An 18,356-nucleotide genomic window follows, 5' to 3' on the forward strand; every position below is an offset into this window, starting at 1 on the left:
CCTCCGTGAGCGGGACCGCGTGCAGGGCCGCAACCTACCGGGGCGGCCCGGGACGGCCGAGGGCGCCCTGGCCGAACACGTCGGGCCGGCGGGCGTTGCCCACGTCGGCGCGCCGCCGCCGGGGGAGCCCGCGGACGCGGTCGCCTTCCGGTCTCCGCGCCGCTCAGGCCAGGTCGCCGGCTCTGCCGAGGAGGTAGCGCTGCTCCACCCGGTTCGCGGTCAGGTCGGCCGCCTGGCGGTAGAGCGCGGCCGCCCGCGCGGTGTCTCCGGTCATCTGGAGCAGGTGGGCGCGGACCGCGTGCTCCCGCTGCCGCGTGAGCGGGTGCCGGTCCAGGTGGTGGCGCTGGTTGAGGTCGTCCAGGAGCGCCAGGCCGCGGGCCGGGCCGTGGGCGTGGGCCACCGCCACCACACGGCTGAGCCGGACCGGCGCGGTGGGGGTGAGCCGTTCGAGCCACAGGTACAGCACGGCGATCTGGGCCCAGTCGGTCTGGTCGGGTGTGGAGGCCGCGGCGTGAACGGCGGCGATCGCGGCCTGGAGTTGGTAGGGGCCCGCCTGGCCGCGGTTCCAGACTCCGTCGATGAGAGCGGTGCCCTCCGCGATCAGGTCCCGGTCCCACATGGTGCGGTCCTGCTCGTCCAGGGGGACCAGGTCACCGTCGGCGGTACGGGCGGCGCGCCGGGACTCGGTGAGCAGCATCAGCGCGAGCAGCCCGGTCGCCTCGGGGTCGTCGGCGAGCGCGGCGTGGAGCATGCGGGTCAGCCGGATGGCCTCGCGGGTCAGGTCGACGCGGGCGAGCCGGTCGTCGGCGGTGGCGGTGTAGCCCTCGTTGAAGATCAGGTACAGCACCCGCATCACGGCGGCGACGCGGCTGCGCGGTCGGCGTCGGTGGGGGGTGTGAATCGGGCGCTGGCGCGGGCCAGCCGCTGCTTGGCGCGGCTGATCCGGGCCCCCATGGTGGGCTCGGTCGTGCCGTGGGCGCGGGCGATCTCGGCGGTGGTCAGGCCGCCCACCGCGCGCAGCGTGAGTGCCACCTGTGCGGTGGCGTCCAGCGCGGGGTGGCAGCACAGCAGCAGCAGGGTCAGGCTGTCGTCGGTCCCGGGTGCGGGGTTGGCCCGGCGCTCGGGCTCCCGCATGGCCAGCTCGGCCGCTCCGACCTCCTGCTCGCGGCGGTGGCGGGCCTGGTCGGAGCGGAGCAGGTCGACCATGCGCCGGTAGCCGACGCGGATGAGCCAGCTGCGCGGGTTCTCCGGGATGCCCTCGGCCGGCCAGGTCTGGCCGGCGGCCAGCAGCGCCTCCTGCACCGCGTCCTCGGCGATGTCGAACCGGCCGAAGCGGCGCACCAGAGCGCCGAGCACCTGCGGCGCCTCGGTGCGCAGCAGGTGCTCAAGCTCGCGGTTCATGCCGCGAAGTCCTCGCCCATGATCGGGCGGACCTCGATCGGTTCGCCGAGCGCCTCGACGATGCGCGCGGCGATCTCGACCGCGCGCTCCTTGCCGGCCACGTCGATCACGGCGAAGCTGGCCAGGACCTCCTTGAGTTCGGCGAAGGGGCCGTCGGTGGCGACCACCCGGCCGCCGTCGCGGTGGACGGTGGTGCTGACCGCCGGGTGCCCCAGGCCCTCGGTGGTGACCAACTCGCCGGAGGCGAGCAGTTCCCGCTCCAGCCTCTGGTAGGTCGCGAAGGCGGCCAGCGCCTCCTCGGAAGGGGCGGTCGCGGCGTCCCACGCGGCGGCCGGGGTGTAGGCGAGTAGCAGGTATTTCACGGTGGTCCCCATCGTTGATCGTCGCCGACTACGTTACGAGCGCATCAGGAGGCCCGCCGCAGCGCCACCGCCAGGACGGTCGTCCAGGTGAAGGCGACCAGGCCGTTCACGGCGATCTGGACGCTCATGTACTCGGGCGACATCGGCGCCAGCAGCACGAGCGCGGCGGCGGCGTTCAGCACGGCGGGCAGCGGTGCCCGGCGGCGGGCGCAGCGGACGGTCATCACGACGGCCGCGACGGCCAGCGCGGTGAAGGCCACGGCGGCGGACGCCGAGTGCGCGATGCCGTGCCAGGACATGTGCTCGACCGGTCCCCCAGGGGTGCCGACCGGGAAGCCGTTCTCGGGGTCCATGGTGAAGACCCCGGCCGCCACCAGCCCGGCGCCGAAGACGCCCACCAGGACAGGCAGCGCCCGCCGCCCGGTCCCCTCGGTGAGCGTGCGCCCGGTGCCGACGGCCAGCGCCAGCGCCCCCGCTCCCGCGAGGACGAAGGTGAGGATCTGGATCCACCCCAGGTCGCCGGTCGACAGCTGGCTGATGGGGTGCCGGGTGATGTCGAAGCCCTCGCGGGTGAGCATCTGCGTGATCGCCGAGGCGAAGAAGAGCGGCCCGGACAGCGCTCCGGCCAGCAGCAGGCGCCCGGAGGCCTGAGCGGCCGCGCGGACGCGAGTGCCGGCGGCGGTGGCGGGGGCAGAGGTGGCGGTCATGGCGTCCTCCCTTGGTGGTGGGTTCTCGCTCGCCACCTCGGACCCGGACCGGGGTCCTTGACACCGATTGGCTGTGATCCAGGACACAGGAAATTCGCGTCAGGGTCCGGCCGGGGCCTCCGACGTACCGGCGAGAACCCCACAGAGGAGGACGACATGTTCGAGACCCAGCAGCCCAGTCCCGCGGTGCAGGCCCTGGACCGCCTGGTCGGCACCTGGAAGGTCACCGGCGGCGCGGAGGGGACCGTGCGCTACGAGTGGATGCCCGGCCGGTTCTTCCTGGTCCAGCACGTCGAGCTGACCCAGTTCGGCGAGCCGGTCACCGGCATGGAGATCATCGGCAACCTGCGCCCGTTCGGCGAGCCGACCGGGACCGACGTGGTGTCGCGGTACTACGACTCGGCCGGCAACACCTTCGACTACGTGTACGACCTGGACGGCGACCGGCTGACCATCTGGGCCGGGGCCAGGGGCGGCCCGGCCTACTTCGAGGGCGCCTTCGACGCCGGTGACACCACGCTCGCCGGCGCGTGGGTCTACCCCGGCGGCGGGTACGCCTCCACCGCCACCCGCGTCTGACCGGGCCTTTCCGCCCGCCCCGAACCGCCGCCGCCGTTCGGGGCGTTCACTTTTGCCCGTCAGTGCCCGCCGCCCCGTGTGGCCGGCGGCGGGGAGGGGTAGCGGGCCGGGTGCGGACGCACGCAGTCCGGCGCCCGCGCCGCCACCGGGCCAGGAGGACATCGATGCAGTTCGGGATCTTCAGCGTCGGCGACGTCACCCCCGATCCCGTCACGCACCGCACGCCCACCGAGCACGAGCGGATCCAGGCCATGGTCCGCATCGCGCTCAAGGCCGAGGAGGTCGGGCTCGACGTCTTCGCCACCGGCGAGCACCACAACCCGCCGTTCGTGCCGTCCTCGCCCACCACCATGCTCGGCTACATCGCCGCGCGCACCCAGCGGATCGTCCTGTCCACCGCCACCACGCTGATCACCACCAACGACCCGGTGAAGATCGCCGAGGACTACGCGATGCTGCAGCACCTGGCCCAGGGCCGCGTGGACCTGATGATGGGGCGCGGCAACACCGGCCCGGTCTACCCGTGGTTCGGCAAGGACATCCGCCAGGGCATCGACCTCGCTCTGGAGAACTACGCGCTGCTGCACCGGCTGTGGCGCGAGGACGTGGTCGACTGGGAGGGCCGCTTCCGCACGCCGCTGCAGTCCTTCACCTCCACCCCCCGCCCCCTCGACGGGATCCCGCCGTTCGTCTGGCACGGCTCCATCCGCAGCCGCGAGATCGCCGAGCAGGCCGCCTACTACGGCGACGGCTACTTCGCCAACAACATCTTCTGGCCCAAGGAGCACTTCCAGCGGCTGATCCGCATCTACCGCCTGCGCTTCGCCCACTACGGCCACGGCGACCCCGACCAGGCCGTCGTCGGGCTGGGCGGGCAGGTGTTCATGCGCCCCAACTCCCAGGACGCCGTCCGCGAGTTCCGCCCCTACTTCGACAACGCCCCCGTCTACGGCCACGGCCCCTCCCTGGAGGAGTTCATGGCCGAGACGCCGCTGACGGTGGGCAGCCCGCAGGAGGTCATCGACCGCACGCTGAGGTTCCGCGAGTACTTCGGCGACTACCAGCGGCAGCTGTTCCTGATGGACCACGCCGGGCTGCCGCTGGACACCGTCCTGGAGCAGCTCGACATCCTCGGCGAGGAGGTCGTTCCGGTCCTGCGCAAGGAGTTCGCCCTGGGCCGCCCCGACCGGGTGCCCGACGCCCCGACCCACGCGAGCCTGCTCGCCGACGCGACCGAGGAGCCCGAACCGACATGAGCGCCCCGACGCCCGAACCGCTCCGCCTGGTGGCCGTCTCGGCGGGACTGGGCCAACCCTCCGCCACGCGGCTGCTGGTGGACCGGCTGACCACCGCCACCGCCGACCGGCTCACCGAGCAGGGCGCGGCACCGGCCGTGCGCGTGGTGGAGCTGCGCGAGCACGCCTCCGACATCGCCAACGCGATGGTGACGGGCTTTCCCGGCAGCGGGCTGCGCTCCGCGGTCGACGTCGTCACCGGCGCCGACGGGCTCATCGCGGCCACCCCCGTCTTCACCGCCTCCTACAGCGGGCTGTTCAAGTCCTTCGTCGACGTGCTGGAGGACACCGCCGTCGCGGGCAAGCCCGTCCTGCTGGCCGCCACGGGCGGCACCATGCGCCACTCGCTGGTGCTGGAGCACACGATGCGCCCGCTGTTCGCCTACCTGCGCGCGCTGACCGTGCCCACCGGTGTCTTCGCCGCCTCCGACGACTGGGGCGCCGGGGGCGACCCCTACACCGCCGACCTGCCGCGGCGCATCGACCGGGCCGCCGGCGAACTGGCGGCGCTCATGCTCGACCGGCCCCGCCCGCGCGGCGCGGAGGCCACCGCCGAGGCGGAGGACGAGGACGCCGTGGTGCCGTTCGAGGAGCGGCTCGCGGCCGTACGCAGACCAGGAGGGCGCTGATGTCCACCGCACCGACCGAGACCGCCACCGTCCGCGACAACCCCGCCGCCGGGCGGTTCGAGATCCTGGAGGCGGGCCGCCTCAGCGGCTACACCAGCTACGACGCGGGGGAGTGGTCGGTCGTCTTCGTGGCGACCTCCGTCGACCCGGGCTCGCCCGAGCTGCGCGACCGCCTCCTGGCCGAGGCCCTGGACACGGTGGGCGGGCTGGGCAAGGCCGTGCTGCCCGAGTGCTGCTGCGTGGCGCGGTTCATCGCCGAGCACGAGGAGTACCGCGACCTGGTCCCCGAGCCGCGCCGGGCGCACTTCGGCCTGGCATGAGGCCGGCGGGGCCGAGTCAGGCGCGGTGCGCCGCGACCGCCGCCTCCAGGTCCCACACCGCCAGCCTGCGGTCGTGGCCCAGTGAGGGGGGCCGGTCACCGCTCCGGAGGCGGCTCCGGCGGGCGCATGCGGCCGTTCTGGAACGTGGTGAACAGCCAGGTCCCGCCTTCGCGGACGGCCACCCGGGTCTGAATGGAGAGGTCCTGGGGGCGGCCGGTCTTGGCGCCGGGCCACAGGACGCAGACGCCGCCGGTGACCACCACGGCCACATCGGGCCCGGCGAAGCGGATGTGCCAGGTGCGCGGGTCGGTGAGGCGGGTGTCCTTCATGAAGGTGTCGAAGCCCTCCTGCATGGCCGCGGCGATCCCGGCGCGGGTGCGGATGTGGGAGCCGTCGACGGCCACGAAGTCGGCGTCCTCGGTGAAGGTGGCGGCGAACGCCGGGCCGTCGCCCGCCTCCCACGCCCGCTGCTGGGCGGCCACCAGGCCGCGCAGGCGCTCCTCGGCCGCCGCCTCCTCCGCCCGCGTCCGCGCCGCGGCGCGTCTCAGGGCCGCGTACTCCAGCGCCGCGAAGACCGCGACCACCGCGGTCCCGCTCAGCAGAAACGCCGTGCCCCAGCCGGTGAGCGGCAGCACCGGCGCCAGCGCCAGGACCGCCAGCGCCGCCCCCCGCCAGGGCGTTTCCCGCCGCGACGGCCGCCACGAGCCCGGCCGGGATCCGCGGCCGGGCGGCGATCAGGCCCAGCGCGGCGGCTCCGCCGAGCATGGCCACCCCGAAGGGCACCGACCAGGCGGTGGGCAGCCCCAGCACACCGCTCAGCGGCCGGGCGGCCGCCAGGAGGACGACGCCGAAGCCGGCGGTGCTCCAGCCGTCGACCGCCAGGACCCGGCGCAGCGGGCGCGCCGCCGCGCCCTCGACCGCCGCGCGCGGGGTGCTCCTGCCCGCGTTGTCCGTGCTCATCGTGGTGCCTTCCCGCTCGGTGCGGCCCCCGGTGGGCCGCATCGGCAGCGACCCTCCCACCCGGCCGGTCAGCGCCTCAATAACCTCCGAGGTCATGACGGCGCCCACCCGGGCGTGGCCTAGGCTGCCCGGCATGGACACCCACGCGCCGCCCCCGGCGGGGGCGCTGTTGAAGGAGTGGCGCCGGCGGCGCCGGATCAGCCAGCTCGACCTCGCGCTTGCGGCCGGCACCTCCGCGCGCCACCTCTCCTACGTCGAGACGGGCCGCTCCCAGCCCAGCCGGGCGGTGCTGCTGCGCCTGGCGGAGGCGCTGGAGATCCCCCTGCGCGAGCGCAACACCCTGCTGGTGGCCGCCGGCTACGCCCCCGCCTACCGCGAGAGCGCACTCGACGACGCCTACCTGGCCTCGGTCCGCTCGGCGCTGGAGGCCATGCTGGCCGCACACGAGCCCTACCCGGCGGTGGTGGTGGACCGCCTGTGGAACGTGCTGCGCACCAACCGCGCCATGGGCGTGCTGATGGAGGGGGTCGCCCCCCACCTGCTGGAGCCGCGGCCCAACGTGTTCCGGTTGGCGCTGCACCCCGAAGGGCTCGCCGCGCGCCTGGCCAACCTGGCGGAGGTGCGCGGCCTCTTCCTGGAGCGCCTGCTGCGCCAGGCCAACGCCACCGGCGACCCCGACCTGCGCGCCCTCTACGAGGAGGTGCTGGCCTACCCCGACCCGCCCGGCGCGGCGGCGCGGCCCGCGGCGGAGAGCGCGCCGGGGGAGAGCCCGATCCAGGTGCCGCTGCGCGTGCGCACGCCCGCCGGGGAGCTGGCGATGTTCAGCACCATGGCCACTTTCGGCGCGCCGGCCGACGTCACGCTGTCGGAGCTGGCGATCGAGCTGTTCTATCCGCTGGACGGCTTCACCGCCGACGCGCTGGGCGCGCTGGCCGCCGGACGGGCCGCGGCCGGGGCCTGATTCGCGGGGCCGCCGGGGTCAGCCGGGCACGTCCATGCGCTGGGTGCCCACGACCGAGAGCAGCCGCAGCGCCTCCTCGGCCGGGGATCCGGGCTCGGCCGTGTAGATCACGACCCGCTGGTCGCGGTCGGCGATGTCCAGGACGTCGCAGTCCAGCGTGATGGGGCCGACCAGGGGGTGGTCGACGGTCTTGCGCAGGGTGGGCTCGGCGCACACGTCGTGGGCGGCCCACTGGCGGGCGAACTCCGCGCTTCCGGCCAAAAGGTCGTCGACCAGGGCGGACACCTCGGCGTCGCCGGGGTAGCGGGCGGCGGCGGCGCGCAGGTGCCGCACCGCGGCGGCGGCGAACGCCTCGGCGTCGGAGGGGCTGTGGAGCAGCGGCGCCTTGCCGCGCGGTGCCAGGAAGACGCGGCGCAGCAGGTTGCGCTCGCGCCGGTCCAGGGCGGAGAAGTCCCCCAAAAGCGCGGCCGCCAGGTCGTTCCAGGCCAGTACCTCGCCGGTGGCCGACAGCACGATCGCCGCGGCGTTGGGCAGGCGGCGCAGGAGGTCCAGGATGCTTGCGGGATGTCGACGGACGCCGGCGCGGTCCAGCGGCTCCCCGGGACCCCGGGGGCGGGGCGCGGCGGGTGTGGCGGCCTCGCCCCCACCCGCCGCTATGCCGTGGCCCCCGGCTCCAGGGCGGTGTTCTGCCCGGCGGCGATCTTCCAGCCGTCGTCCTGCCGGGCGATCACGTACAGGGCGGCCCCGTGCGCGCCTTCCACCGGGCGCCCCCCGCGGTCGGTGGGCGTCTGCGCCACGTTCACCGCGACCACGTCCGGGGTGATGGCCAGCAGCTTGACCACCTGGTAGCGGGCGAAGGAGTCGGCCAGGAGGCCGCGCATGGCCGGGGCGGCGAACTCGGTGATGGCCGCGCGGCCGTCCAGCCGCCTGCCCGCCGCGTTGGTCCACGACGCCCGCACTCCGTACTGCTCACCGAGGGCGACCGGGTCCTTGGCGTTGAACGCCTTCTCCAGCGCCTCGACCACGCCGATCACCGCCGCGCGGGTGTCCGCGGAGACCTCGCCCACCACCAGGACGCCCTCGGCCGCGCCGGTCGCGCCCGCCGTGTCCGCTGTGTTCTCTGCGCCTGCTGCGTCTGCCATGGTCGTGCCCTTTCGCGCGTCCGGGGGCGGCGCGGGGCGCGCCGCCGGACGACAGCCAACTACCTCAACCATGGTTGGGGTCAAGTCGGTGCCGCGCCGGGAGGGCGCGCGAGCCCGGCGGCGGCTACTCCTCCGGCCTGCGCCAGACGGAGACGTGGGAGGTGCTCTCGGCGGTGAAGGGCGCGCCCGACCAGTCGGCCCAGCGCGCGTGGGGGCGCAGGCCGGCGATGCGGGCCATCAGGTCCAGTTCGGCGGGCCAGACGTAGCGGAAGGGGATCGATCGGTAGGTCCCGCGCCCCTCCGCCACCTCCAGGTAGTTGCTGCTCATGTGCTGGGTGGCCACGTCGTAGACGTCCACGGCCCAGGACCCGGGGTCGGTGCGGAAGGGGACGGCGTTCTGGCCGGGCGGCAGCCGCCGCAGGTCGGGCACGCCCACCTCGATCACGAAGAAGCCGCCGGGCTCCAGGTGTGCGGCGGCGTTGCGGAAGCAGTCGACCTGGGCGTCCTGGGAGGTCAGGTTCATGATGGTGTTGAAGACGAGGTAGACCAGGCCGTAGCGGCCCGGCGCCCGGGTGGTGGCGAAGTCGCCCATGGTCACTCCGATCCGCTCGGCCCCGGGCTTGGCGCGCAGCCGCGCCACCATCGCCTCGGAGAGGTCGATGCCGTGCACGCCGATCCCCCGCCCGGCCAGCGGCAGGGCGATGCGCCCGGTGCCGATGCCCAGTTCCAGGGCCCGGCTCCCCGGCCAGGCGCGCCAGCACGTCCACGGCGGGCTCCACGGCCTCGGGCGCGAACATGGCGGCGGAGGAGGTGTCGTAGTTCGCGGCGACGCTCTCGCCGAAGTGGTCCGCATGGTCGTCCATGCGCACGACGCTACGCCGGACCTCCCCGGCGGCGCCTCCCGTTTTCCGGCGGCTCCCGCCCGGCGGCAAAGGTCGTCACCCGTAGTACTGTGGCCGCAGTGGTCACCCAACGGAAGGCGGAGCGATGGTGCGCAGGAACGACGAGCGCAGAGCGGCTTTGGTCGACGCGGCGATCGAGGTCCTGGCCAAGGAGGGGGCGCGCGGGCTGACGTTCCGCGCCGTGGACGCCGAGGCCGGGGTGCCGGTGGGCACGGCCTCCAACTACTTCGCCAACCGCGACGACCTGCTCACCCAGGCCGGCGCGCGCGTCTACGAGCGGCTGCAGCCCGACGACGCCACCGTCGCCCGCCAGCGCTCCGCCGAGCCGACGCGGGAGACCTACGCGGCGCTGATGCGCGAACTGGTCGCGCGCATCAGCGCCTTCCGCACCGGCTACCTGGCCCTGCTCGAACTGCGCCTGGAGGCCACCCGCCGCCCCGACCTGCGCGCGGTGCTGACCGAGCGGGTGCGCGCCGACGTCGCGGCCAACGTCTCCTACCACCAGGACTCCGGCCTGCCCGGCGACGCCACGGCCGTCAAGCTGCTCTACCTGGCGTTCAACTGGCTGATCGTGGAGCAGCTCACCCTTCCCGAGGTCTTCACCGAGGCTGAGCGCGAGCGCCTGGTCGAGGCGGCGGTCGACCGCATCGTGGCCCTCTGAGGGGTCCGGCGCGGCACCCGGCCGTACGCGCCCCCGACCGCGGGTTGACCTCAACGATGATTGAGGTCCTAGCGTGGCCGCGTCCCCTCGACCGACGACCGTGAGGAACCGCCATGCGCATCAGCACCACCCTGCCCGCCACGCCCGCCGGCGCACCCGACCTCGACCGCGCGGCGTTCCTGGAGGAACTGGGCTACGACTCCCTGGGCGTGCCCGACCTGCTGCTGGGCGACGGCACCCCCGGCCTGGACCCTGTGGTGGTGCTGGCCGCGGCCGCCGGGCGCACCCGCCGCATCGGGCTGGAGTTCGGCGTGCTGAGCCTGCCGCTGCGCCCCGTCGCCCTGGTCGCCGCCCAGGTCCAGGCCCTGCAGCACGTCTCGGGCGGCCGGGTGGTGCTGGGCGTGGGCATCGGCGGGTTCCCCCACGCGCCGTTCTGGGAGGCGGCCGGGGCCGCCGCCACCGGGCGCGGGCGCCGGCTGGACGCCGCCCTGGCCGCGCTGCCCGGCCTGCTGCGCGGGGAGGCCACCGCCGTCCCCGGGAGCGGCGGACGTGCGATCACCCTCGCCCCGTCCGCGCCCGTGCCGCCCGTCCTCGTCGGCGGCAACTCCGAGGCGGCCATGCGCCGGGCGGTCCGCCACGGCGCCGGCTGGGCGCCCTCGCTGGTCACACCCGAGGAACTGGCCGAGGGGACCGCGCGGCTGCGCGAGATCGCCGACGAACTGGGACGGCCGGTGCCCGCCGTCACCGTCGGCGGGCACGCCGTGCTCAGCGACGACCCCGCCGCCGTCGAAGGGTTCGTGCGCACCCTGGTGGAGGCCCACGGCATGTCCGAGGAGCGCGCCGCACGGCTGCCCGTCACCGGCGGCCCCGAGCAGGTGGCCGAGCGCCTGGCCGCCTACGCGGAGGCCGGCGCCCAGGGCGTGGGACTGAGCCTGGACGGCGCCCGGTGGGAGCACCAGGCCGAGACGCTGGCCCGGGCCCGCGCGCTCGTCTCCACCGCGGCCGGCTGAGCCAGCCGCGCCGGCGGCGTGCTCGACCGCCCGCCAAGCGGGCCGGGGCGATGACGCGCCGCCGCGGCGCTCACCCCGTCCTGTGCAGCTCCTGGGTGACCGGCCCGTCCGGATCGGACTGGAAGTACAGGGTGTCCCGGTCCTCTACGTAGAGCTGGACGCCGCCGGTCATGCCGAGCCCGCCGTCCTCGACGCCCAGGTACACGAAGTCGTTCGACGTGCCCGGGTCCTCGTACTCCCAGCTGCCGCTGAAGTCGACCGGACCCGCGCCCTCGCTCGTGGTCACACCGGTGGCCGCGAACGTGCCCTCGGCCGAGAGCTCGATCCGCCCGCCGTCGTCGCTGCGGTACACGCCGGGCAGCGCCTCCGGGGCGACCGCCCCCGAGCATCCCGAGACGAGCGCCGCGCAGGCGGCCGGCATGGCGACGAACCACCGTCCACCCGCCCTTGTGCGCATCACGGGGCCAGCGTACCGCCGGTGGTGGGCCCCCCGCGGGCCGCGGCGTCACCGCCGGTCGGGGGCGCGGGCTGTCCGCGGCGTTCGGCGCCGTTGCGGCGCGGGGCCGGTGCGGCGGCGCGGTGGTGGGGGATGTCGTGGACGGCGTGGTAGGCGTAGCCCAGCGCCTCCTCGACCAGGGCGGCGAGGTGGTCGCTGGTGATGCGGTACAGCATGCGGCGCCCCTCGCGGCGGGAGGTGACCAGCCCGGCCAGGCGCAGCCGGCCCAGGTGCTGGGACACCGAGGAGCGCGACGCCTCCACCTGGGCGGTCAGGGTCGACACGTCCTGCTCGGTGGTGAGCAGCCGCAGCAGGTGCAGCCGGGTGGGGTCGGCCAGCAGGCCCAGGACCTCGGCGGCGGCGCCGTACTGCTCGTCGGAGCCCTCGGGGGGCCGACCCGGTGTGTTGTCATGCGCGTGCATGTTTGCATAATGTCGGATGCGCCGCGCCCGCCGCAACACCCGCGGGCGCCTGTCGACGCTTCCCCGAAAGGCTCCTGCCATGGCCGACCGGCACCACCACCGCGACCGCGAGGGACACCCCGGCCGCGCCCACGGCCATGGGCACGGCCACGGGCACGGCGCGACGCTGCGGGCCCGGCTGCTGCACGCCTTCACCCCGCACAGCCACGACACCGCCGACCGCTTCGACTCCGCGCTGGAGTCCAGCGGTCTGGCGATGCGCACGCTGGTGTGGTCCCTGCTCGCGCTGATGGCCACGGCGGCCGCGCAGGCCGCCGTCGTGGCCGCGACCGGGTCGGTGGCGCTGCTGGGCGACACCGTCCACAACTTCGCCGACGCGCTCACCGCCGTTCCGGTGGGTATCGCCCTGCTCCTGGGGCGGCGGGCCGCCAGCCGCCGCTTCACCTACGGCCTGGGCCGGGCCGAGGACCTGGCCGGGGTCGTGGTGGTGGTGCTCATCGCGGCCTCGGCCGTCCTGGCCGGCTACGAGGCGCTGCACCGCCTGGCCGACCCCCGTCCGGTGCAGCACCTGTGGGCGGTGGCCGCCGCCGGGGTGATCGGGTTCGCCGGCAACGAACTGGTGGCGCGCTGGCGCATCCGGGTGGGGCGGCGCATCGGCTCGGCCGCGCTGGTGGCCGACGGCGCCCACGCCCGCGCCGACGGGTTCACCAGCCTGGCCGTGGTGGGCGGCGCGGCGGGGGTGGCGCTGGGCTTCCCGGCGGCCGACCCGCTGGTGGGCCTGGCCATGGCGGTGGCCATCGCGTTCGTCGCCTACGGCGCGGCCAAGCGGGTCGGCGCGCGGCTGCTGGACGCCGTGGACCCCGCCGAGGTGGAGATGTGCGAGACCGCGGCGGCGGCCGTGCCCGGGGTGTCGGGGGTGTCGGAGGTGCGGATGCGCTGGATCGGCCACACGCTGCGCGCCGAACTGTCGGTGGCGGTGGAGGCGGGGCTGAGCGTGGCCCGGGGCCACGGCATCGCCCACGAGGTCGAGCGCGCCCTGATGGCGGCGGTGCCCCGGCTGGGCGCGGCGACCGTGCATGTGGAGCCCGACACCGGCGCCGAGACCGCCCACCGGGGTCTGGCCCACCACGGCTGAGGAGCGCGGGCCGGGGCCGGGCGGCGCGCGCCCGGCCCCGGTGCCCTCACGCCACCCGCACCACGTGCTTGCCCCGGACGCCGCCGGCCTCCAGCGACGCGTGCGCCTTGGCGATGTCGGCCAGGGGGAACACGGTGTCGACCACCGGCCGCAGCGCGCCGCCCTGCACCAGCAGCGTCAGTTCGGCGAGCAGTTCGCCGCCGGGGTCGCCGCGGAAGAACCGCACGCGGCGGCGCCCGAACACGGCCGACGCGGCGATGTAGGCCAGCGACGCGGCGAGGCGGTCGGCGTCGACCGTGACCGCCACCATGCGCCCCCGCCGGGTCAGCAGCCGGCGCCAGGCGCTCAGGCCGGTGCCCACGGTGTCGAGGACGACGTCGAACCGCCCCAGGTCGCCGGGTGCCACGGCGCGGTGGTCCAGCGCCTCGTCGGCGCCCAGCTCCCGCACGAGGTCGAGGTTGGCGGCGCCGGCCAGGCCGGTCACGTGGGCGCCGTAGGCGCGGCCGAGCTGGACGGCGGCGCTGCCCACGCCGCCGCTCGCACCGCGCACCAGCAGCCGCTCGCCGGCGGCCAGGCGGGCCTTGTCGCGCAGGGCGGTGATGACGGTGGTGCCCACGGCGGGCAGGGCCGCGGCCGCCACGAGGTCGAGGCCGGCGGGCGCCGGGGCGAGCCGGTCGGCGGGGACCGCCACGTACTCGGCCGCGCTGCCGAAGGACAGCGGGGGCGGGACCAGCCCCCACACCCGGTCGCCGACCCGCCACCCGCCGCCGGCCCCCTCGCCCAGGGCCGCCACCTCGCCGGCGAAGTCCAGGCCCACCCGCTTGGGCCAGCCGCCCCCCGCCTTGTCGGTCACCGCCCGAAGCCGCCCGGCCCGTCCGGTCAGCTCGCCGCCGTTCACGCCGGCGGCGCGCACCTTCACCAGCACCTCGCCGGGGCCGGGGGCGGGCACGGGCACCCGGCCCACGTACAGCACCTCCGGGGGGCCGTAGCGGTCGTAGAGGGCCGCACGCATCTCGCTCACGCTGCCACGTTCCATTCTGTCGCTTCGGGTGCGGGGCCCCGGACGGCCGCCGCACACCCACCGGGGCCCACGGTAGGTTCCGGACGAACGGGTTCTTCGAGATGAGGCCGATGTGAGAGACACCCGCGCCCGATCCTCTCGGTTGCCGCGCCCGGGCGCCGACACCGCAGCCGCGCCGGCCCTGCGCGCCGACGCCGCGCACAACCGCCGCCGCATCCTGCGGGCCGCCCGCGAGGTGTTCGCCGAGCGCGGACTGGACGCGCCTACGGCCGCCGTGGCGCGGCGCGCGGGTGTGGGCGTGGCAACGCTCTACCGGCGCTTCGCCACCCGCGACGCGCTGCTGGCCGAGGTCTTCGCCGACGAGATGGCCGCCTGCGCCGGCGCGGTCGAGGACGCGCTCGCCGACCCCGACCCCTGGCGCGGGTTCTCCGCCTTCCTGGAACTGGTCTGCGCGGCGCAGGCCACCGACCGCGGGTTCACCGCCGCCCTGCTGACGACCTCGCGGGCCAGGGCGGGCGCGTTCGAGGACGCCCGCGCCCGCATGGAGGCGGGGGTCGCCGCGCTGGTGCGGCGCGCCAAGGCCGCCGGGGCGCTGCGGCGCGACTTCAGCCGCTCCGACCTCTCGCTGGCCCTGATGGCCAGCCGCGGGATCACCGCCGAGTCCCCCGAGGCGGCGGCCGCCGCCTCCCGCCGCCTGGTGGCCCTGCTGCTGCGGTCCTTCCGGGCCGACGCCCCCCAGGCCGCGCCGCTGCCGCCGACCGCCCCGATCGACCTCTACCCCGCGCGCGAGCCGCGGGGCGCGCCCCCGCGCCGCTGAGACGCCCGCGCGAGCGGCTCACCCCTTCAGGCCGTAGAAGTGCAGTGGCGAGTTGGGCGCGAAGCCGATGCGGCGGTACACCGGCGCCCCCGCGGCGGTGGCGTGCAGGGTGGCGCGGGCCAGGCCGGCGCCCCGGGCGCCCTCGTGGAGCACCTTGCGCGTCACCGCCTCGGCGTAGCCCCGGCGCTGCCAGTCCGGGTCGGTGGCCACCAGCAGGACGAACAGGCGGCCCTCGGTCTCCAGCGCCGCCGCGCACGTGACCGGGACGCCGTCGCGCAGGCCCAGGTAGGCGTGGGCCCGGCCGGTCCACAGCGGCGCGCCCAGGAGTCCGTCGCGGCCGTCCTCCAGCGCGAACCCGTAGGCGCGGGAGTTCAGGTCGGCGAAGGCCCGCACCTGGTCCTCGGTCGCCACGCGGTGGAACTCGAGGTCGGGGTGGCGGGGGTCGGGGACTGGCAGCAGGTCGCCGGCCATGCCGGTGCCCGACATCGCCCGGGTGAGGCCCGCCTGCTGGGCGGCCGCGCTCAGCTGCGCCCGGGCGCCGCCGCCCAGCAGGCCGGCGAACAGCCACAGGAACCCCGGGCGCCGCTTGGCGCGCATGATGTCGGCGGCCTCGCCCAGGCGCCGGCGCAGCAGGCCGGGGTCGGCGCCGTCCTCGGTCAGGGTGATGCAGTTCCAGAAGGCGAACCGGGAGTCGGCCCAGCGCACGGCGATGCCCGGCAGGTCGCGCACGTCGGCACGGGGGTCGCGGTCGTGCACCACGGTGCGCCAGGCCGCGGCGAGCTGCTCCATCGATTCGATCGACTCCGAGCGGTCGGTCATCTGCACCCCTGCACCTCTTGCGCGAATGGAACCCGGCTTCTCCAGTCATAGGCCCTCCCGGGGCGGTCCCGCAGGGTTTCGGCGAACAAGGCGGCCAGGGGCCGGTCCGGCCCGCCGCCCGCCCGCGTTTTGCGGAAACAGCAACGGTATTTGTCAAAAGCGCTGCGCGCGGCCGAGGATGCGGGGCATACGGATACGGCGTGAAGGAGGAGCGACACGATGAACACCTACGCGGAGGCGGGGCCGCGCCCGGCGGGCGACGTCGACGGCGGCGAGTACGACGTGGTCGTGGTGGGCGGAGGCGCGGCCGGGCTGGCCGGGGCGATGGCGCTGGCCCGGGCGCGGCGCTCGGTGCTGGTCGTCGACGCCGGGCAGCCGCGCAACGCCCCGGCCGAGGGCATCCACGTCTACCTGGGCAGTGAGGGCACGTCGCCCGCGCGGTTCCTGGCGCGGGGCCGCGCCGAGGTCGCCGCCTACGGCGGCGAGGTGGTGGCGGGCCGGGTGGAGGCGGTGGAGCGCCGCGCCGAGGGCGGCTTCCGCGTCGCCGTCGCCGGCGGGTTCTCGGTGGGCGCGCGGCGGCTGCTGCTGGCCACCGGCCTGGTGGACGAACTGCCGCCCGTCCCCGGACTGGCCGAGCGCTGGGGCCGCGACGTGCTGCACTGCCCCTACTGCCACGGCTACGAGGTGCGCGACCAGGCGATCGGCGTGGTGGCCACCGGTCCGATGTCGGTGCACCAGGCCCTGCTGTGGCGGCAGTGGAGCGCCGACGTGGTGCTGTTCACCAACGGCGTGCTGGAGGTCGGCGCCGAGGACGCCGAGCGGCTGGCCGCCCGCGGGATCGCGGTGGTCGAGGGCGAGGTGGCCGCCGTCGAGACCGAGGCCGACCGCCTGAGCGGGGTGCGCCTGGCCGACGGGCGCACGGTGGCCCGCCAGGCGCTGGCCGTGGCCGCCCCGGGGCGGGCCCGCACCGACGTGCCGGCCGGCCTGGACCTTCCCCTCACCGAGGTGGTCCGCAACGGCCACGTGATGGGCACCCAGGTCAGCGCCGACCCCATGGGCGCCACCGGCGTGCCGGGCGTGTGGGTGGCCGGAAACGTCACCAACGTGGTCGAGCAGGTCATCGGCGCGGCCGCGGCGGGGGTGCGGGCCGGCGCCGCCATCAACGCCGACCTGATCGAGGAGGACACCGAGGCGGCGGTGGCGGCCTACCGCGCCGACCCGCTCTCGGCCCGCGGGGAGGCCGAGGCCGGCGCGCGCGTCCTCGGCGACAGCCGGCACGGCCTGTGACACCCTCGGCCCGGCGGGCCCGGTCCGGGCCCGCCGGCGCGGCGCATTCATCCATTCGGCGATACGGAAGGACACCGGCCATGCACGAGCACACCGCCGCGGACGACTACGCGGCGTCCTGGGACGCGCGCTACAGCGAGAGCGACCGCCTGTGGAGCGGCGAGCCCAACGCCGCCCTGGTCCGCGAGGCCGCCGACCTGGCCCCGGGCACGGCCCTGGACCTGGGCTCGGGCGAGGGCGGCGACGCCATCTGGCTGGCCCGCAGGGGCTGGCGGGTGACCGGGGTCGACATCTCCCGGGTGGCGCTGGAGCGCGCCGCCGCCCACGTGCGCGAGGCCGGGGTGGCCGACAGCGTCGAACTGCGCCACTGCGACCTGGGCGCGGAGTTCCCCGAGGGGCGGTTCGACCTGGTCTCGGCGCACTTCCTGCACGCCCACGGCGGCCTGCCCCGCGAGGACATCCTGCGCCGCGCAGCCGCGGCCGTGGCGCCGGGCGGGGTGCTGCTCGTGGTGGGCCACTCGCGCAACGCCTCCATGGGCCACCTCGACCACGAGCAGCGGATGAGCCTGCCCACGGCCGAGGAGGACCTGGCGGTGCTGGAGTTGGCCGAGGGGCGGTGGGAGGTGCTGCGCTGCGAGGAGTACGAGCACACCTACACCGGCGCCGACGGGGAGTCCACGCGCGTGGACACCGTGGTCAAGGTGCGTCGGCGCGCCGACTGAGCCGAGCGGGCGGTGGCGCCGACCGGCGCCGGCGCGGCGGGCCGCCGGGGTGGACCTCCCCGGCGGCCCGCGCCCGTGCGGGGGCGGCTCAGCCGGCTTCGCGGTCGTAGGTGAGGAAGGCCGCCCCGCTGTCGAAGACGTGGTGGTGGGTGAGGCGCCAGGCCCGCGGCTCGAAGCGGGCCCCGCGGCCGAACAGCGGCACGCCGGCGCCGATGGTCATGGCCGCCAGCTTCACGACCAGGCGGTCCACCTCGCCGTAGAGGGATCCGGCCAGGGCGCCACCGCCCACCAGCCAGATGTCCTTGCCCTCCTCGCGCTTGAGCGCCCGCACGGCGGCCGCGGGGTCGCCGGAGACGACCTCCACCCCGGAGTCGGGGTCGGCGCGCAGCGTCGAGGAGAACACCACGTGGCGCAGGTGGGGGTAGGCGTTGGCGATACCGGCCTTGAGGCCGACCTCGTAGCTGTTGCGGCCCTCGACCACGGTGTCGAAGTGGGTGCCCGGGTCGGTGACGCCCAGGGCCGCGCGGGCGGGGGCGGGCAGGGTCTCGGGGTACTCGGCCGTCAGGTAGGCGACGTAGTCCTGGGGGATGGGCCAGAAGCCGTCCGGGCCGGTGGGGTCGGCGCCGTCGGGGCCGGCGATGAACCCGTCGACGGTGGAGGCGATGAAGTAGACGAGTTTGCGCATAGGATCGACCCCAACTGTTGTAC

Annotated in this window: 23 protein-coding genes and 1 pseudogene; 11 read left to right on the forward strand and 13 right to left on the reverse strand. The window is 75.9% G+C overall.

Going from position 1 to position 18,356, the window contains the following annotated elements; genetic code table 11:
- Positions 1-163: 163 nt before the first annotated feature.
- The 4 genes from HNR12_RS28155 to HNR12_RS02785 are packed head-to-tail and all read right to left on the reverse strand — an operon-like array spanning position 164 to position 2,470.
- Positions 164-853, reverse strand: a complete 690-nt coding sequence (locus tag HNR12_RS28155; protein ID WP_338119836.1) for an RNA polymerase sigma factor — start codon at positions 851-853, stop codon at positions 164-166.
- Positions 853-1,401, reverse strand: a complete 549-nt coding sequence (locus tag HNR12_RS28160) for a sigma factor-like helix-turn-helix DNA-binding protein (protein WP_246424987.1) — start codon at positions 1,399-1,401, stop codon at positions 853-855. The genes HNR12_RS28155 and HNR12_RS28160 overlap by 1 nt, the downstream gene beginning before the upstream one ends.
- The gene (locus tag HNR12_RS02780; RefSeq protein WP_179765967.1) at positions 1,398-1,763 is read right to left on the reverse strand and encodes a YciI family protein; all 366 of its coding nucleotides are present in this window, start codon (positions 1,761-1,763) and stop codon (positions 1,398-1,400) included. The genes HNR12_RS28160 and HNR12_RS02780 overlap by 4 nt, the downstream gene beginning before the upstream one ends.
- Positions 1,764-1,807: 44 nt before the next feature.
- Positions 1,808-2,470 carry a DUF998 domain-containing protein gene (locus tag HNR12_RS02785; RefSeq protein WP_179765968.1) on the reverse strand — a complete coding sequence of 221 codons (663 nt, stop codon included), beginning with the start codon at positions 2,468-2,470 and terminating at the stop codon, positions 1,808-1,810.
- A gap of 156 nt (positions 2,471-2,626) precedes the next feature.
- Here HNR12_RS02785 and HNR12_RS02790 point away from each other — a divergent pair, with 156 nt between their 5' ends.
- The 4 genes from HNR12_RS02790 to HNR12_RS02805 all read left to right on the forward strand — a co-directional run bounded on the left by HNR12_RS02790 (position 2,627) and on the right by HNR12_RS02805 (position 5,293).
- Positions 2,627-3,049 (forward strand): hypothetical protein, encoded by a 423-nt coding sequence (locus HNR12_RS02790; protein ID WP_179765969.1) that lies wholly within the window; start codon positions 2,627-2,629, stop codon positions 3,047-3,049.
- Positions 3,050-3,213: 164 nt separating this feature from the next.
- The gene (locus HNR12_RS02795; protein ID WP_179765970.1) at positions 3,214-4,305 is read left to right on the forward strand and encodes an LLM class flavin-dependent oxidoreductase; all 1,092 of its coding nucleotides are present in this window, start codon (positions 3,214-3,216) and stop codon (positions 4,303-4,305) included.
- Positions 4,302-4,973, forward strand: a complete 672-nt coding sequence (locus HNR12_RS02800) for an FMN reductase (RefSeq protein ID WP_179765971.1) — start codon at positions 4,302-4,304, stop codon at positions 4,971-4,973. The genes HNR12_RS02795 and HNR12_RS02800 overlap by 4 nt, the downstream gene beginning before the upstream one ends.
- On the forward strand, positions 4,973-5,293 hold the full coding sequence (locus HNR12_RS02805; RefSeq protein ID WP_179765972.1) for a GNAT family N-acetyltransferase: 321 nt from the start codon (positions 4,973-4,975) through the stop codon (positions 5,291-5,293). The genes HNR12_RS02800 and HNR12_RS02805 overlap by 1 nt, the downstream gene beginning before the upstream one ends.
- Before the next feature lie 95 nt (positions 5,294-5,388).
- On the opposite strand, the gene HNR12_RS02810 is transcribed toward HNR12_RS02805, so the two are convergent.
- Positions 5,389-5,928, reverse strand: a complete 540-nt coding sequence (locus HNR12_RS02810) for an SgcJ/EcaC family oxidoreductase (protein WP_218901842.1) — start codon at positions 5,926-5,928, stop codon at positions 5,389-5,391.
- A 128-nt stretch (positions 5,929-6,056) separates the two neighbouring features.
- Between HNR12_RS02810 and HNR12_RS02820 the strand changes: the two genes are divergently transcribed.
- A complete protein-coding gene (locus HNR12_RS02820) occupies positions 6,057-7,214 on the forward strand; it encodes a helix-turn-helix domain-containing protein (RefSeq protein ID WP_246424988.1) in 1,158 nt (385 codons plus the stop codon).
- 18 nt (positions 7,215-7,232) lie between these two features.
- Here the strand turns inward: HNR12_RS02820 and HNR12_RS02825 are convergent, their stop codons facing one another.
- The 3 genes and pseudogenes from HNR12_RS02825 to HNR12_RS02835 form a co-directional block, all read right to left on the reverse strand.
- Positions 7,233-7,922, reverse strand: a complete 690-nt coding sequence (locus tag HNR12_RS02825; protein WP_179770358.1) for an MmyB family transcriptional regulator — start codon at positions 7,920-7,922, stop codon at positions 7,233-7,235.
- Positions 7,868-8,356, reverse strand: coding sequence for a nuclear transport factor 2 family protein (locus tag HNR12_RS02830; RefSeq protein ID WP_179765974.1), 489 nt, complete (start codon positions 8,354-8,356; stop codon positions 7,868-7,870). The genes HNR12_RS02825 and HNR12_RS02830 overlap by 55 nt, the downstream gene beginning before the upstream one ends.
- A gap of 124 nt (positions 8,357-8,480) precedes the next feature.
- Positions 8,481-9,219 (reverse strand): annotated as a pseudogene (locus HNR12_RS02835) (class I SAM-dependent DNA methyltransferase).
- Between the two features lie 127 nt (positions 9,220-9,346).
- On the opposite strand from HNR12_RS02835, the gene HNR12_RS02840 reads away from it, so the two are divergent.
- Both HNR12_RS02840 and HNR12_RS02845 read left to right on the forward strand, forming a co-directional pair.
- On the forward strand, positions 9,347-9,919 hold the full coding sequence (locus HNR12_RS02840; RefSeq protein ID WP_217782986.1) for a TetR/AcrR family transcriptional regulator: 573 nt from the start codon (positions 9,347-9,349) through the stop codon (positions 9,917-9,919).
- 113 nt (positions 9,920-10,032) lie between these two features.
- Entirely contained in the window at positions 10,033-10,929 is an 897-nt protein-coding gene (locus HNR12_RS02845) for an LLM class flavin-dependent oxidoreductase (RefSeq protein WP_179765976.1), read from the forward strand.
- Between the two features lie 70 nt (positions 10,930-10,999).
- On the opposite strand, the gene HNR12_RS02850 is transcribed toward HNR12_RS02845, so the two are convergent.
- Together HNR12_RS02850 and HNR12_RS28165 are read right to left on the reverse strand one after the other, a co-directional pair.
- Complete coding sequence (locus tag HNR12_RS02850; RefSeq protein ID WP_246425256.1) at positions 11,000-11,386, reverse strand: hypothetical protein; 387 nt, start codon at positions 11,384-11,386, stop codon at positions 11,000-11,002.
- Complete coding sequence (locus HNR12_RS28165) at positions 11,386-11,847, reverse strand: ArsR/SmtB family transcription factor (RefSeq protein WP_246424989.1); 462 nt, start codon at positions 11,845-11,847, stop codon at positions 11,386-11,388. Before HNR12_RS28165 ends, HNR12_RS02850 begins: the two co-directional genes overlap by 1 nt.
- 79 nt (positions 11,848-11,926) lie before the next feature.
- Here HNR12_RS28165 and HNR12_RS02860 point away from each other — a divergent pair, with 79 nt between their 5' ends.
- Positions 11,927-12,982: a cation diffusion facilitator family transporter gene (locus HNR12_RS02860; protein ID WP_179765978.1), complete on the forward strand. Its 1,056-nt coding sequence runs from the start codon at positions 11,927-11,929 to the stop codon at positions 12,980-12,982.
- 46 nt (positions 12,983-13,028) lie between these two features.
- Here the strand turns inward: HNR12_RS02860 and HNR12_RS02865 are convergent, their stop codons facing one another.
- Complete coding sequence (locus HNR12_RS02865) at positions 13,029-13,994, reverse strand: NAD(P)-dependent alcohol dehydrogenase (protein WP_179770359.1); 966 nt, start codon at positions 13,992-13,994, stop codon at positions 13,029-13,031.
- Between the two features lie 121 nt (positions 13,995-14,115).
- Here HNR12_RS02865 and HNR12_RS02870 point away from each other — a divergent pair, with 121 nt between their 5' ends.
- Entirely contained in the window at positions 14,116-14,820 is a 705-nt protein-coding gene (locus HNR12_RS02870; RefSeq protein ID WP_308251383.1) for a TetR/AcrR family transcriptional regulator, read from the forward strand.
- An 18-nt stretch (positions 14,821-14,838) separates the two neighbouring features.
- Here HNR12_RS02870 and HNR12_RS02875 read toward each other — a convergent pair whose 3' ends face one another.
- Complete coding sequence (locus tag HNR12_RS02875) at positions 14,839-15,639, reverse strand: GNAT family N-acetyltransferase (RefSeq protein ID WP_179765979.1); 801 nt, start codon at positions 15,637-15,639, stop codon at positions 14,839-14,841.
- A 219-nt stretch (positions 15,640-15,858) separates the two neighbouring features.
- Here HNR12_RS02875 and HNR12_RS02880 point away from each other — a divergent pair, with 219 nt between their 5' ends.
- Both HNR12_RS02880 and HNR12_RS02885 read left to right on the forward strand, forming a co-directional pair.
- Positions 15,859-16,926, forward strand: a complete 1,068-nt coding sequence (locus tag HNR12_RS02880; RefSeq protein ID WP_179765980.1) for an NAD(P)/FAD-dependent oxidoreductase — start codon at positions 15,859-15,861, stop codon at positions 16,924-16,926.
- Between the two features lie 80 nt (positions 16,927-17,006).
- Positions 17,007-17,648, forward strand: a complete 642-nt coding sequence (locus HNR12_RS02885; RefSeq protein WP_179765981.1) for an SAM-dependent methyltransferase — start codon at positions 17,007-17,009, stop codon at positions 17,646-17,648.
- Positions 17,649-17,736: 88 nt separating this feature from the next.
- Here the strand turns inward: HNR12_RS02885 and HNR12_RS02890 are convergent, their stop codons facing one another.
- Positions 17,737-18,333, reverse strand: a complete 597-nt coding sequence (locus tag HNR12_RS02890) for a dihydrofolate reductase family protein (protein WP_179765982.1) — start codon at positions 18,331-18,333, stop codon at positions 17,737-17,739.
- Positions 18,334-18,356 lie beyond the last annotated feature (23 nt).

Source organism: Streptomonospora nanhaiensis (assembly GCF_013410565.1).
GTDB lineage: Bacteria > Actinomycetota > Actinomycetes > Streptosporangiales > Streptosporangiaceae > Streptomonospora > Streptomonospora nanhaiensis.

What these genes read in the sequence shown, in the direction of transcription:
- HNR12_RS28155 (WP_338119836.1), bottom strand. Translation starts at nt 853, where the DNA reads ATGCGGGTGCTGTACCTGATCTTCAACGAGGGCTACACCGCCACCGCC.
- HNR12_RS28160 (WP_246424987.1), bottom strand. Translation starts at nt 1,401, where the DNA reads ATGAACCGCGAGCTTGAGCACCTGCTGCGCACCGAGGCGCCGCAGGTG.
- HNR12_RS02785 (WP_179765968.1), bottom strand. Translation starts at nt 2,470, where the DNA reads ATGACCGCCACCTCTGCCCCCGCCACCGCCGCCGGCACTCGCGTCCGC.
- HNR12_RS02790 (WP_179765969.1), top strand. Translation starts at nt 2,627, where the DNA reads ATGTTCGAGACCCAGCAGCCCAGTCCCGCGGTGCAGGCCCTGGACCGC.
- HNR12_RS02795 (WP_179765970.1), top strand. Translation starts at nt 3,214, where the DNA reads ATGCAGTTCGGGATCTTCAGCGTCGGCGACGTCACCCCCGATCCCGTC.
- HNR12_RS02800 (WP_179765971.1), top strand. Translation starts at nt 4,302, where the DNA reads ATGAGCGCCCCGACGCCCGAACCGCTCCGCCTGGTGGCCGTCTCGGCG.
- HNR12_RS02805 (WP_179765972.1), top strand. Translation starts at nt 4,973, where the DNA reads ATGTCCACCGCACCGACCGAGACCGCCACCGTCCGCGACAACCCCGCC.
- HNR12_RS02820 (WP_246424988.1), top strand. Translation starts at nt 6,057, where the DNA reads ATGGCCACCCCGAAGGGCACCGACCAGGCGGTGGGCAGCCCCAGCACA.
- HNR12_RS02830 (WP_179765974.1), bottom strand. Translation starts at nt 8,356, where the DNA reads ATGGCAGACGCAGCAGGCGCAGAGAACACAGCGGACACGGCGGGCGCG.
- HNR12_RS02845 (WP_179765976.1), top strand. Translation starts at nt 10,033, where the DNA reads ATGCGCATCAGCACCACCCTGCCCGCCACGCCCGCCGGCGCACCCGAC.
- HNR12_RS02850 (WP_246425256.1), bottom strand. Translation starts at nt 11,386, where the DNA reads ATGCGCACAAGGGCGGGTGGACGGTGGTTCGTCGCCATGCCGGCCGCC.
- HNR12_RS28165 (WP_246424989.1), bottom strand. Translation starts at nt 11,847, where the DNA reads ATGCACGCGCATGACAACACACCGGGTCGGCCCCCCGAGGGCTCCGAC.
- HNR12_RS02860 (WP_179765978.1), top strand. Translation starts at nt 11,927, where the DNA reads ATGGCCGACCGGCACCACCACCGCGACCGCGAGGGACACCCCGGCCGC.
- HNR12_RS02865 (WP_179770359.1), bottom strand. Translation starts at nt 13,994, where the DNA reads ATGCGTGCGGCCCTCTACGACCGCTACGGCCCCCCGGAGGTGCTGTAC.
- HNR12_RS02875 (WP_179765979.1), bottom strand. Translation starts at nt 15,639, where the DNA reads ATGACCGACCGCTCGGAGTCGATCGAATCGATGGAGCAGCTCGCCGCG.
- HNR12_RS02880 (WP_179765980.1), top strand. Translation starts at nt 15,859, where the DNA reads ATGAACACCTACGCGGAGGCGGGGCCGCGCCCGGCGGGCGACGTCGAC.
- HNR12_RS02885 (WP_179765981.1), top strand. Translation starts at nt 17,007, where the DNA reads ATGCACGAGCACACCGCCGCGGACGACTACGCGGCGTCCTGGGACGCG.
- HNR12_RS02890 (WP_179765982.1), bottom strand. Translation starts at nt 18,333, where the DNA reads ATGCGCAAACTCGTCTACTTCATCGCCTCCACCGTCGACGGGTTCATC.